The organism is uncultured Maribacter sp., from assembly GCF_963974015.1.
Classification (GTDB): Bacteria; Bacteroidota; Bacteroidia; order Flavobacteriales; family Flavobacteriaceae; genus Maribacter.
In genome coordinates this window covers 552612-567002 of sequence record NZ_CAXBBZ010000002.1, presented here as the reverse complement: position 1 = coordinate 567002, position 14391 = coordinate 552612, and the positions used below count along the sequence as shown (strand labels likewise).

Sequence of the window (14391 nt, the reverse complement as noted above, 5' to 3'; positions counted from 1 at the left end):
GAGGGTATTATTTTATTTAATTAATTGGTAATGAGATGGTGAAGGTGGTACCTTCTCCTTGTTTTGTTTCAACGGTTAATTCACCGCCATGCACTTTTACAATATCATAACTCAATGATAGTCCAAGTCCCGTGCCTTCCCCAGAGGGTTTAGTGGTGAAAAAGGGTTGAAATATTTTATCCAATACCTCTTTAGGCACACCATTACCATTATCAGAAACTTTAATTAAAGCCATATTTCCCTGTTTCTTTGTGCTCACGGAAACGGTGGGTTCGTAGCCTTTAGGGTTTTGTTCCTTTTTCTTTTTAACGACGTAAAAAGCATTGGTGATGAGGTTTAAAATTACCCTTCCCATATCCTGAGGAACGATATTTATTTTGTCTATGCTATTATCAAAATCAGTATTCAACGTAGCATTAAAACTTTTGTCTTTAGCACGCAAACCATGGTAAGCAAGACGAAGGTACTCATCTGATAGCGTGTTGATATCGGTCATTTCTTTTTGACCTGTGCTGCTGCGGCTGTGTTGTAGCATCCCTTTTACAATACCATCGGCACGTTTGCCATGAAAAATAATTTTATCTTCATTTGCAGATACGTCTTTTGCTAAGGCTTTTACTTCGTCATAATTACCCTTTTCTATTTCTTCCTCTAATTCTTCAAGAAGTTCTTTATTTACTTCAGAAAAGTTATTTACAAAGTTTAGCGGATTTTGAATCTCGTGCGCAATACCGGCCGTAAGCTCTCCAAGTGAAGCCATTTTTTCGGATTGTATCAATTGCGACTGGGTAGCCTTCAACTCATCGATCTTATTTTTTAACTGCGATGTGCGGTGTGCTACGCTCTCCTCAAGAATGCGATTTTCCTTCTTCAACCAACGCGAACGGTAAGAAACAAAAGACCAAACTGCACCTACAATTAGGAGCCCAAATAGGAGGTAGGCCCACCAAGTTTGCCACCAAGGAGGATTAATTGTAAAAGACAGCTCATCTGGAACCGACCATGTATTGGTAAACCCTCTAGCAGCTACTTTAAAGGTGTAGTTGCCCGGTTTTAGGTTGTAGTAATTTTTGGTCTTCGTTGTGGCGGAGGCATAGGTCCAATCTTCATCTTCTCCATCAAGAATAAACCTGTAGGTCAATTGGTCCCTATTAAACAAGTCCCCACTGGCATAACTAAAACTTAAACTGTTCTGGTCAAACGGGAGGACAAGCCCTTCCGCAAGACTATAGGGGTGTTTTATGGAATTCCACGTTATATTATTTTTAATTGCATAGGATGAAACCTTATTGTTTAAAGAGTCAATGCCAGTTTTTTCATTAAAGCCCGGATTCTCATCCATAACGAACAAGTTGGTTATAAAAACAGAACTTTCAAGACTATCGGGTTGTGGTGCAGCATCCAGTACCAGTAGCTTAAATACACTTGATGGATTTGCAGCCCCAGACCAAAATTGGCCGTTCTTTAAAAATCGGGGTGATCCTTGCAAATAGTCGTTCGATTTGAAACCAAGGCCCCCATTAAAAGTATAGAAACCTTTATTGGTTGTTTTGAAAGTAGCTTTTTCAATAGGGATAAGGCCATCTAAACTAGCAGCATACATGAATTTTCCTTTTTCTACTACGTCAAAGAGCTCAGCAGGGATTAAGCCGTTTTCTTGTTTTAAATTGGTAAGGGTATTTTCTTTCAGATTTAGGACTGCCATTCCGTTTAATGTGGCTACCCATAATTCACCTTCTTCTGAAAATAAAACTGCGTTTGTGTCGTTATCAATAAGACCTTGTTCTTCTCTGAGATAATAAATGCTGTTCGTTTTCAAATTTACCTTGGCCAAACCATCAGTAGTAGGAATCCAAAGTGCTTCTTCGTCATAAACCAATACAGAACCGCTCCCCGCTTTTAGAATATCTGGGTCATTCTTGGACACGACTTTTTTTAAGGTATTATCCTTAATATCATATACAAATAGACCTTGATTTGTGTATATAGCAAAGGTGTGCTCATTTATAGCTGAAATACCCGCTCCAAAAAGGTCTAAAGAAGTGTCATAATGGGTAATCGTATTTTTTTGACGATCAAGAATAGAAAAACCAGGCCTTGTGTTTAAAAAGTAAATATCCTTAGAAATCTCTTTTATAAAATTGATAGTATTATTGGGCCTACTATTCAATTGTTCGGTACTAATTGCTTTTATAGAATTATTTTTTATGTCAATTATATTAATACCATTGTTTGTACCGAGCCAAAGTTCACCTCTAGAATCCTCTTCAATTTCCCAGACTTGGTCATTGATCAAACCTCGGGAAGTATCAAAATATTCTGTTTTTAAGGTAAATTGATTGGTCATAATAATTCCTTTGTCCAAGGTGCCAATCCAAATTGAACCATCTTTTCGTTTTAAGATACTACCCCTACCATTAAGTCTTATTTTACTATTGGTAAAAATGCTTTTAAAACTGTTTCTGTCTTCACTCAAAATAAAGACCTTTTCATTAGCCGCAATCCACATTCGCCCATTTTCATCTTCTTGTAACCTCGTCCCTTCTATATCATAGCCATTTTCTTTAGTAAGCGTTCTTGCCTTTTTCTGTTGTAATGATAGATTTAAGACTTCGTTTTTTTCAGGGCTACAAATCCAAATGGTCCCAGATGCATCCTCCTTTATATCTAAAGCGAAGTTCAATTTCAAGTTTTCCGGTAAAAACTTTAAAACATGCCTTTCTTTACCAATGCAACCTATGCCGCCTTCAAAACTTAGCCAGATATTTTCATTGTGGTCTTCAAAAAGTGTTAACGGTAATTTCGTACCCTTGGTTACTAGTTCTTTTAAATTCTCAAATTTGGTATCTATAGAATAAATACCATCTCTATATGATGAAAGATAAATAACTCCAGATTGATCATAAAGAATATCAACTAGGCTTAGTTGGTCACCAAAAACATTGATAGTATATTGGACATTTTTTTTAAAATCTAAAACATATAAACCATTTCGAAAAGTCGCCAACCAAAGCCTCCCTTGATCATCAAAAACCATATCATTAATGTTGGTATAATCATAGGAAAAACTATTTTCCCCATCATATAGAATAAGTGACTGGGATGTTCCAATCCAAGTGGTACCATCTTTATTTTCTATTATAGTTTTAATAAGATTTGATGTTAACCCCTCATTTGTAGAAAGCTGTAGGAGATTAGCATTGGTACCCTCCATAATCCCTGGCGGTTTCATTTTCGTGATGGTGGGTTTTTTTATTGGGTCCGTTTTAATTGTAAACGGTACGGAATCAAACTTCACTTCCTCCGTAGGATAATTTTCCCAATCCAGATCAAATTCCTTCATGGGAGATTTAAGTGGTTTGAAGTCATTTAAAGCAAAGGGTTTGCTAGGCAGGGCATCCACATTCAAGGAATAGGTTACCGGTGTGGTTAGGGTATCTGAAGTGATGGTTTCCCATTCAAAAGGCTCTGGTTCCGTAAATATAAGCGGTATGGTCTCGGGGACCTTATAATCTCCAACGGTAGTTTCTGTTTCAGACTTACTTTGGTTCTGGCAAGAAACTAAAAATAGGCAGTATAAGATGCTGATTAAAAGTATAGGTCTTAGTAATAGTGTGTTTTTCATACTTGTCTAATTGTTGGTTGTATATGGCAATTTTATTATAAATGTGGTGCCCTTATTTTCTATTGTTTCTACTCTTAATTCCCCACCATGGCCTTTCGTTACAATATCATAACTCATGCTTAATCCCAAGCCTGTACCTTGGCCTGTGGGCTTGGTGGTAAAAAAGGGTTGGAAGATTTTTTCTCTAACTTTTTCTGGAATGCCATTTCCATTATCTGAGACACTTATCGTGATATGGTTATCTATCTTTTTAGTATTTACAGATACTATAGGTTTAAAATTTGTGTCTTTTTGCTTCTTTTCATTCACTGCATAAAACGCATTCGTAATTAAATTGAGAATTACCCGCCCCATGTCTTGTGGTATCATATTTACTTTTCCAATATGCTCATCAAAATCGGTTACCAGTTCGGCATTAAATGATTTGTCTTTTGCCCGTAATCCGTGATAAGCCAATCGCAAATATTCATCCGCAAGCACATTGATATCCGTAGGTTCTTTTGTGCCGCTACTACTTCTTGAGTGTTGTAGCATACCCTTTACAATATTGTCCGCACGTTTACCATGGTGGTTTATCTTTTCAAGGTTTTGTTTGATATCCAATGAAATAGCCTTTGCTTCTTCAAGATCCCCTTTATCCAATTCCTCGTTCATTTCATCAATAAGTTCGTTACTGACTTCACTAAAGTTATTGACAAAGTTCAACGGGTTTTGTATTTCATGTGCTATACCTGCCGTTAACTCACCTAAACTTGCCATTTTTTCGGCTTGGATTAATTGGTTTTGGGTTGATTTAAGGTTGCTAATGGTCTCCCGAAGGTCATCGGTTCTTTGAGTTATTTTTTCTTCGAGCAAACGGTTTTCCTTCTTTAATCGCCTTGAGCGGTATTGAACGATAGCCCAGATGCCCACGAAGACTAGGATTGCATAAGCCAAGTAAGCCCACCAGGTAAGCCACCAGGGAGGAAAAATTCGAAAACTGAATTCAGCAGGTTCACCCCATTGGCCATTGATTCCTCTGGTTGCGACGCGAAAGGTGTAGGCACCGGGTGGGAGATTAAAGTAATTTTTGCTTTGAGGCTCCTGACCTGCATAGATCCAGCGATCGTCAGCGCCTGCCAGCATATATCTGAATGAGATTTTGTCTCTGTTCAAGACACTCAGATTGGCAAAACTGAACTGTAGATAATTTTGATCATAAGGCAGTTGCAGCCCGATGGGCAATTTGTAAGGACTTGAAAGGCTGTCCCATTGGATTTGATTATCAAATACATATCCGGAGTCTTTCGGCAGCGTATTTTTGGTGAAGAGTTGATTGCCATCGCTGGACCACAGGGTATCTCCCGTCTCAACAAGGGGCCTTAAATCTGCCATACGATCAAAAGAGCGTTCGTCATCCATGATTGTTAGTCCGGTGATGAAAACCAGACCGGACAAGGTGTCAATCACCGGATCTTGTGTCAGAATGGTCAATTTCCAATTAGGCCCACTACCAAACCAAAGTTGCCCGTTAGGCAGAAGTAAGCTTGCTCTTCGGTTATAGTCATTTGAGAGAAAACCTTGAGCCGCGCTGTATTTGAAGAAATTCCAGGGCTTGTTTAGATCAGCGGGAGGATTTACCATCAGGAGACCATCTACCATCCCTAAGTATAGGGTACTATCTTTTTCCTGTAAGTTGTACACGGCGTCCGGTACGAGTCCTTCTGCTTCACCCAGATTGGTGATGGTTTGACTGACAGGATTTATAATCGAGATGCCACCATCTGTTGCCACCCACAATGTGCCATCCTCTCGCTGCATGATCTTCCAGATGTTGTTATTGGCCAATCCTTTCTGTTCCCGTAAATATTGGATCGTATTTTTATCCGGATCTATGATAACCAATCCATTGCTTGTGCCCAGCCAGTAACGACCTGATCCATCATCCAGAATACAGCTTACCCGATCAGAACCTAATTGGGGAGACTCCTTTGGGATGATCTTTAATCCATTTGATACCGGATTATATACCGCGAGTCCATTATCGGTGGCTAACCAATAGAAGCCCTCTTCGTCTTTGAGGGCGCCGAAAACCCGTTGCGCAATGTGTTGCGTTGTTAGATACTGGGTGAGTACTTTTTCCTCGCGATTGATAATGAGAAAACCCTGCAGATCTCCATCAACGAATAGATTGTCTTTTTCAATTTCTTTGATGAAAAAAATATTTCTTGAATTTGGGTTTTGTAGCGTTGCATCATCGATCGCTTTGAGGGTCTTGCTGGAAGGGTTATAAATATTGATGCCTTCCGGTGTGCCTAGCCAGATATCCCCTCGATGATCTTCCTCCAAACTCCTGACTTCACTATCGATCAGCCCATCAGACTCGTCTAGGAACTCGGGCAAAGGTCCATCCGGATCCAAAAGAAGGATTCCTTCCGTAGTACCAATCCAGATTACGCCCTTGTTATCTTTTATCGCATTTCCCCATCTTACAGAACTATTGGTGACAATCGTTTTCATCTGTCTGCGATCTTTACTGAGCACCTCTATAGTATCATTTTTTATGACCCATAACCTTCCGTGACGATCTTCCTCAAATAAAACTTGCCACCCAAGACCCCCCTTTTTATTGTCAATGGTAGCAGCTGTTTTTTCTTCTAATGAAATGGCCATAGGACCCTTTTCGGCGGCCAGCCACATACTGTGATTTGAGTCTTGAAAAAAATATGAAACCCGATCATTCAAGATTTCTACGTAGTCTTCACGGTCTTCCCCGATAACGCTTAATACAATTTGACCACCACTATTATGAGTGAGCCAAATATTGTTCCTATGATCCTCCATTATCCGAAACCCACCTTCAAAGCCGGGATTGGTAATTTGTCGCAACTGCTTCATTTCACTATCCATGACATAGTTGGCATTTTGCCAATGGTTCATCCATATTTGATTTTGATGATCACAAAGAAGGGAAAGTATTGTCTTCGTTGCCAGAAAATGGGTTTGCGTTCTTTTTTTGAAATCTAGTACGAAGACCCCATTATTTCCCGTGGCCACCCATAATTTACCATCCTGATCTAATACAATATCCCAGATGTTTCTGTAGTCATAAGTATACAACTCATTCCCGTTGTAGAGAGACAGTCCACCGTCAAATGTGGCAATCCAATAGCTCCCGTCCTCGTTCTGAAGCACTTTTCTGATTTCGTTAGAGGGCAGCCCCTCACTCATGGAAAGTTGTAATATCCCCGAAGAGACTCCAGTCAGAACACTTGGTTGGTTCATTTTGGTGACGACAGGCGTGGGAAGGATGGAAATTTTCTTTTCAATCGGAATGGTTTCAAACTCCAGCTCAATCCTATTTTTGGGATCCCAATCTAAGGGAGATTCCTCCATCGGAGAATTTAGAGGTTTGAAATCATTGATAATGAATGGCTGAGAGGGTATTTTGTCAATGTCCAACGAGTATGTTTGAGGAAGGTCAATACTCTCCGGGTCAACAACTTGCCATTCGATGGGTTTGGTTTCGGTGTACTCAAATGCTTTGGTAATAGGCGTTCGGAAAGAGGTCGGGTCAAGAGCGCCTTTTTGAACTTTATCATCATTACAGGATACCGCAAAAATGGCCGTAAGTAAGGAAAGGAATAGTATGGTTTTCGTTCTTGATATCATGATCATTGATTGATTTTAAAAGGTAAGGAAATAATAAAGGTTGTTCCCTCACCTTGTTCACTTTCTACTCCTATCTCCCCACTATGTGCTTTTACTATATCATAACTTAAGCTCAGTCCTAAGCCAGTGCCTTGGCCGGTAGGTTTGGTGGTGAAAAAGGGTTGGAATATTTTATCCACTATTTCTTTTGGGATGCCGTTACCATTGTCCTTTACAGAGATTTCTATGGTGCTTTTTAGTTTTTTAGTGCTAACGGATACGGTAGGTTTAAAGACCTCATCTTTAGATGCTTGCTTCCGTTCGTTGCTCGCATAAAAGGCATTGGTGATTAAGTTTAAGATTACTCTGCCCATATCTTGTGGTAGTACATTAATAGTGCCTATGCTTTCATCAAAATCGGTTTCTAGAGTGGCATTAAAGCTTTTGTCTTTTGCCCGTAAACCGTGATAAGCCAATCGCAAATATTCATCCGCAAGCACATTGATATCCGTAGGTTCTTTTGTGCCGCTACTACTTCTTGAGTGTTGTAGCATACCCTTTACAATATTGTCCGCACGTTTACCATGGTGGTTTATCTTTTCAAGGTTTTGTTTGATATCCAATGAAATAGCCTTTGCTTCTTCAAGATCCCCTTTATCCAATTCCTCGTTCATTTCATCAATAAGTTCGTTACTGACTTCACTAAAGTTATTGACAAAGTTCAACGGGTTTTGTATTTCATGTGCTATACCTGCCGTTAACTCACCTAAACTTGCCATTTTTTCGGCTTGGATTAATTGGTTTTGAGTGAGTTGCAATTCGGTAAGGGCTTCTTCAGCGCTTTTTTTCGCAGCTTGTAATTTTATTAAATCTTGTTCTGCTTTTTCTGCGTTAGCTTCAGCAATTTTTAAATCTTTAAATCGTGTGTATGTCAAATTAAAAACGGCTGCGAAGCGCTCTAACAAACGGATGCTGTTTTCAGGTTGTTCTTCAGGAGCAACCATACCTATTAAGCCACCAGAAAAATAGGCAATGGTTTGTACTCTTCTTTTTTGTTTTAAACCATTGATAAAAGGAATCTTCATGTCTTTATTTAGATAATGAAAATACTCTTGCAGTTCTTTGCCTTTCATATCTAAGACAATCGATTTTTTTTGCTGTTTCCAGCCCGTAATCATTTTTTTAATCGACTTATTCTTTAAAGCTTCTAAAGTAAAATGCTTAGCTATTTTACTGCCATCTTCATTGGTTGCCCAGGCTTCAACTTTTGTGGCATTATCATTAATGATACCTATAAATAAACGGGTAGGAGCGATACCAAGTTCTAAAAGTTGTTTAAAAACAATAACAGAAGTCTCTGCTAATTCTTCAGATTTTTGCATGGCAAGAGTTCGACTTCTAACACGCTCTAAAGCGGCTTCAATTAGTGCTTCTTTTGCCTGTGCTTCGGCCTTTTTTAAATCTTCAAAACGCTTATAAGCCAAGTCAAAAGCAGCTCCCATTTTGGTAAGGATGGTCTCCATTTCATCTGAAGGCGGATTTAATTGGTCAATTACCAACTTTCCATTATTCAGTTTTCTTGCTGAGTGGTATAAACGTTTTAACTGTATTTTTTCTATAAAATCTTCAACTTCATCTGCAATCTCATTTTTACGTTGCTCTCGTAACCATAGCATCAGTCTTTTTAAATCTTTTTCTTCCTGTATTTCTACGAAATAATTTTCTGGATTTTCCCAAACACGTTTTATGTATAAGTTTGGATCTGATTTTTTGAGTTTAAAAGTGATATCAAATGGTACTTCAGCATAATTATCTTCGTCTTCAAGAGAAGAAAGATCCCACATTCTCACTTTATCATCGCCTTCATTTAGAAAAATTGTAGCAGCAACAACATCAGGAATGTCTAAACTCATGACCTCATTTTTAAGTTTAGCAACAAGTTCTATAATCTCTTCAGATTTGTGCATTGCTAAGGCTTTGGCTCTTACACGTTCTACGGCAAGATTTATTTGAGCTTCGCGTGTTTGTGCTTCTGCTTTCTCTAAGTCTAAAAAACGTGCATAGGTTTGTTCAAAAACCTTTGTGAATCTAGCTAGCAAAGCTTCCTCTTCTTCTGTAAGAAGAGAACCTGCAACTACATGAAGGTAACCATGTGAAAAATTAAAGCAATAAAATACAGTTGGGTCAGGAAACTGATTAAGAACCATTTCCTCTGCCTCTTTTGAATTAAAAGTAGTAATGGCATATTCAAGATGTTTTTTTCGTTCTATACCAGCAACTGTTTGGTGGAATACCGTTTGTTGCTTTTTCCATGCCTTGTAACGTGCATCAAAATGGACATCTCCAGTCATTGGCAAATAAAATAACCCTAATGAGTCTCCTCCAGGACTTGTAACCCAAGTAGATTGCAATTGGGTTTCCTCATTTATTTCTACATAACCACAAGATGCAAAGTTGGTAACACCAAGTGCTATAAGCTCTTTATATAAAAGGACCACAACATCTTTAACTTCTTCACCTTTCTGCATGGCCATAGTTCGGCTTCTTACTTTTTCTAAGGCAGCTTCTATTTGAGCATCACGAGTTTGTGCTTCTGCTTTTTGAAGATCCTGGAAACGCGTATACGTTTGTTGAAACACCTTTCCAAAGCGTATCAGCACTGCGTTTTCTTCAGTTGTAAAAGGAATGCCCGAAAAATTCTCAATATATAAACCAATACTTTCCAGTAACACCGTAGATATAGCTAAACCATCAAATTTTAAATATGTTTTTTTGGTGTCATCCGGTAAGTCTGGAATATATTCAAAAAGGTCATTATAGAATTTGTTTTTCTCTTCAAAACCCAATTGGTTGGCGAAAAACTGTTGCCCTTTTTTCTTGGCCTTGTTAAAGCTGTTCCAATGGGCACAATCAAAATAGGGAAGGGTTACCTCAGGAAATACAGCATGCCGATCTGCCAACCAAATATGCATATCCTTATTGTTCTTATAATCCAGAATGAACCCGGCATGCTCGATGTGTATATTCAACTGTACAAATTGGTCATATATTACCTGAATGACGTCTTTGAGTTCATCACTGCTATGCATTGCCATACTTCTGGAACGTACACGTTCAAGAGCAGCTTCAATTCTTGCTTCACGGGCCTGTGCCTCTGATTTTTGAAGGTCAAGAAAACGGGTATAGGTCTGTTCGAAAACACTGGCGAAACGTATGAAAATATTATGGGCTTCAAATACATGTTCTAACGTGATGAACATGAGATAACCGTGGGTGAAAAAGGCACAATGCACAATTTGAAATGTTGGGACAGCATTACCTTCTTGCGGTGCTTTTTCCATAATCTCTTTAAAGGTTGGAATAGAAGCCATGTATTTGTAATGCTCCAGCAGCTCCTCACCAACTTGTTCTTTAACAAATAATGATTCTCCCCGATTTGCCGCCTCATATATATTGAGAAAAATATCTTTTGAACTTGATGTCTTAAAAGGAGGCTGCATACGATTAATCCCGGTCATCCAAGCGGTAGCTTCTTTCTGGTCAGCATCCCAAATATTAAAACCACAGCCCATAACCTGCACTCCCAATGAATGAATTTGATCGAACATCAGTACTGCCGTTTCTCGAAGTTCGTCACTTCGTTGCATTGCCATAGTTCTGCTTCGCACCTTTTCCAAAGCAACCTCAATTTGCGCTTCTCGTGCCTGTGCTTCTGCTTTTTGAAGGTCTAAAAATCTTGTATACGTCTGTTCAAAAACGTTGGCAAATCTTTTTAGGATTTCTACATCGGCATAGGGTTCTAGTGTGATAATCAGTAAATAGCCCTTTGAAAAATAAGCGGCGTTCCATTGCTGTTTTTCAGGAAATTGAAGTCCCTCGTCTAAGATTTTTTGAAAAAAGGGCCTTACCTCAGCAATGGATAACATGTAATTATAATGCTGCTTTAGTGCTTTGCCAGATTTTTCAAGGGTTAGAAAATCAACTTTTTTGCACCACCCCTGGTACATCTCTTTATGTGCGGGGTCGGTAGTATTGGGAATCACAACGGGTGGGAAGACGCCATTTTCATTCGCGAACCAAAATTCATCCGTGTCCAAATTCTCATCACACAAGCCAAAACCGGTACCCCAAAGTTTACCGTCTAGATTACGTAACTGTTCAAAAAGCACAAAGGCTGCATCTGCCAGTTCTTCAGATGATTGCATGGCCATAGTTCTTGCCCTTACTCTTTCCAATGCCAGTTCTATCTCTGATTCCCTCGTCTGTGCTTCTGCTTTTTGAAGGTCGAGGAAGCGGGTATACGTTTGTCCAAAAACACCAGAAAATCTATTGAGCACGCTAACTGCTTCCTTTGAAATTGGTGCGTCCGTAAAAGCAAAAAGAACCCCTGCATTAAAATAGAAACTGTTGTGGTATGTTTTGTTTGGAAGTTTAGTCAAATCTACCTGAAAAGGATATTGAGGTGCACGGTTCAATACGGTATAATATTCCTCTACTTCCTTACCTTCTAATTCGTAGGATAAAGTTTTCTTGCCATTTTGCCATGTTTTCTTAATTTCTACCAATAGGGGATGTAAAGTCATATCCAAGTCTCCCACTTTAAGGTCTACCTTACCGTTTAGAGTAGAAGTAGCCGACCAAGTTTCCATATATTCCCTGTCCTGGAGAATTCCAATACCGCAACGGATGGACTTGTCCAGCCCCAATTTTGAAACCTCTTCAAATAAGGTAAGTACGGTAATGTCCACATCTTCACTGCTGTGCATGGCCATTGTTTTAGAACGAACTCTTTCCAAAGAAGCTTCTATCTGCGCTTCACGAGCTTGTGCTTCTGCTCTTTGAAGGTCTAAAAAGCGGGTATAGGTTTGTTCAAAAACCTTTCCGAATCGTTGAAAGATATCGTGTGCTTCAGGTACTTCCTCATAGGTAATAAAGAGCAAGAAGCCTTCGTTGAAACGAACGAGGTGGTTAAATTGCTGGGTGGGCAACTGTAAGCCTGCATCTTCAAATTGCTTAAACGTTTCTTTTAAACCTGGAAGCGATTTCATGTAGTTGTAATGTTCAACCAAATCCTTTCCATCCTGACCGTGAAAGAAAAATTTTTTGTTATTTTTTATGGCTTTATGCCATGGTTTTAAGCTTTTATGTTCTGTAAGCGGTAAAACAAAAGGAATCTGCATTTCACCTTCACTGCTCATGATGCAGATACTCGATTTTTTGTCATCAGACAATATGTTGTAACCACAGCTCCAAGCCGGAATGCCCAATTTTTGAATTTCTGTGAACAGCAGATTAGCAGCTTCTGGCAATTCATCACTATGCTGCATGGCCATGGTACGAGAGCGTACTTTTTCCAAGGCCATCTCTATTTGAGCCTCTCTTGCTTGTGCCTCGGCTTTTTGAAGGTCAAGGAAGCGCGTGTACGTCTGTTCGAAGACCTTAGAGAAACGCTGGAAAATAATATAGGCTTCTGGTACATGCTCATAAGTGATGAATAGAATGTACCCATACTTGAAGAAAGCTATATTGTCAATCTGGTAGTCGGGTAAAGAGAGACCTGAGTTTTCCATGGCTCTAAGGGAATCACCTAAAACGGAAATTGATTTTAAATACTCATAATGCGCCTTGCATTTGGCCCCTGAAAATTCTTGTACATGAAACTTTTCTCCACGCTGTCCCTTCTTATAAAAATCTAAAAAGAATTTTTCTCTGGGAGTTTTATAAAAAGGCAACTTACCATTTTCGCTAGTGAACCATTCGCCATCCCCTTCATCATTGTCCGCATAGATATGAAAAGCGCACCCCCAGGTTTTGATTCCTAGATTGCGTACCTGTTCATCCAACAGGGCAGAGGCCTCTGCCAATTCTGAACTGTTGCGCATGGCCATGGTACGACTTCTTACTTTTTCTAAAGCGAGTTCTATTTCTACCTCACGAGCCTGTTTTTCCGCTTTTTGAAGGTCTAAAAATCTACGGTGGGCCAAGTCGAATGCTCCAGCAAAACGTTCCAAAATTTCGAGGTCTTCCTGTGGCGGATTTTCAACTACCCCGGGTAAGCTATACCCGATTTCCCCATGTGTGGTACGCGCCATAATGAAGGTAAGTCCGCCAATATGCCGGACATCGTCATGACTTGGTGCCTGGGGATCAATATTCTGAAAATCGCCCAACGATATCATTTTATCTATATATGCTATCGCATCTTCGGCCTCCATTGTATAGACGATCAAAGGTTTCTTGCTCTTTTCCCATTTGGTCAACAATGGGATATCCCCATGGATGTGTCTGGGTAACTCCATTACAAAACCTATTTTGGTTCCGTCCCCAGAAGTCATTGCCTTCTCGTATGTATCGGGCAGCCACATCATATGCCAGAAATAATGTGCTTCGTGGCCTAGGTTGGTGAATTCGGTACGCATGGTGACCACTATATCCAGCAGGTCTGTCGATTCTTTCATCGCTACCGCTTGTGCACGGATTCTCTGCAATGCCCCCTCTATTTCTAACTCACGATTTTTTTCTTCGAGTTCTTTCGTGCGTCGTTGTATTGCTTCGCGCAATTGAAGGTTTTCCGCACTTATTTGATCGTAACCTATAGTTTCTCCTTCCTGTGCTTTGCTGTCCGGTGTGGAATAGTGTTGATACACAAAATGCCAACCGGCCTCATTCTGCTCTAGTATATTGCTAAAACGAAATCGACCGTAAAAATTCCAATCATTTCCATTCATAAACCAAGCATCGAATAGGTGGGTAATAAATACCAATTCCCCAAACTGCTCAACAATTTTGGTTTCATTACGTAACTGGGTCTTTCCAGAAAGTTGTTCAGCTGTAACCTTAAAGAAATTAGTAGTATCCTTTCTGTTTAAGAATTCTTCATTGCCAGTAGAACCAATAAAATGAAAGGCATCATCTAAGTAGAAATTGTAGGTGGCCACATCACCATTTAAGTAGCTGTGCAACCACTTATTATAAACATCTAATACTGTGGCCTCAATCTTTTTGGTTGGTTTCATAGTTTGGTCGGTACTGCTGTTGAAATAGAAAAACGCCAATTAAAACATACTTGTAGTTATATAGAGCATTTCTAATTTTTAAAAAACTAAAAAATCAATACATATGATTTATGATCCATT

General features: G+C 39.4%; 3 protein-coding genes. All 3 read right to left on the bottom strand.

Features of this window, described 5'->3' with window-relative positions:
* Positions 1-16: 16 nt before the first annotated feature.
* The 3 genes from AACZ41_RS06990 to AACZ41_RS06980 are packed head-to-tail and all read right to left on the bottom strand — an operon-like array spanning position 17 to position 14271.
* Complete coding sequence (locus tag AACZ41_RS06990; RefSeq protein WP_339627647.1) at positions 17-3625, bottom strand: ATP-binding protein; 3609 nt, start codon at positions 3623-3625, stop codon at positions 17-19.
* 6 nt (positions 3626-3631) lie between these two features.
* On the bottom strand, positions 3632-7282 hold the full coding sequence (locus tag AACZ41_RS06985) for a two-component regulator propeller domain-containing protein (protein WP_339627646.1): 3651 nt from the start codon (positions 7280-7282) through the stop codon (positions 3632-3634).
* Positions 7279-14271, bottom strand: coding sequence for an ATP-binding protein (locus tag AACZ41_RS06980; RefSeq protein WP_339627645.1), 6993 nt, complete (start codon positions 14269-14271; stop codon positions 7279-7281). The genes AACZ41_RS06985 and AACZ41_RS06980 overlap by 4 nt, the downstream gene beginning before the upstream one ends.
* Between the last annotated feature and the right edge of the window lie 120 nt (positions 14272-14391).

Excerpts from the sequence above, each read along its gene's own strand:
- AACZ41_RS06990 (WP_339627647.1), bottom strand. The coding sequence starts at position 3,625 with ATGAAAAACACACTATTACTAAGACCTATACTTTTAATCAGCATCTTA.
- AACZ41_RS06985 (WP_339627646.1), bottom strand. The coding sequence starts at position 7,282 with ATGATCATGATATCAAGAACGAAAACCATACTATTCCTTTCCTTACTT.
- AACZ41_RS06980 (WP_339627645.1), bottom strand. The coding sequence starts at position 14,271 with ATGAAACCAACCAAAAAGATTGAGGCCACAGTATTAGATGTTTATAAT.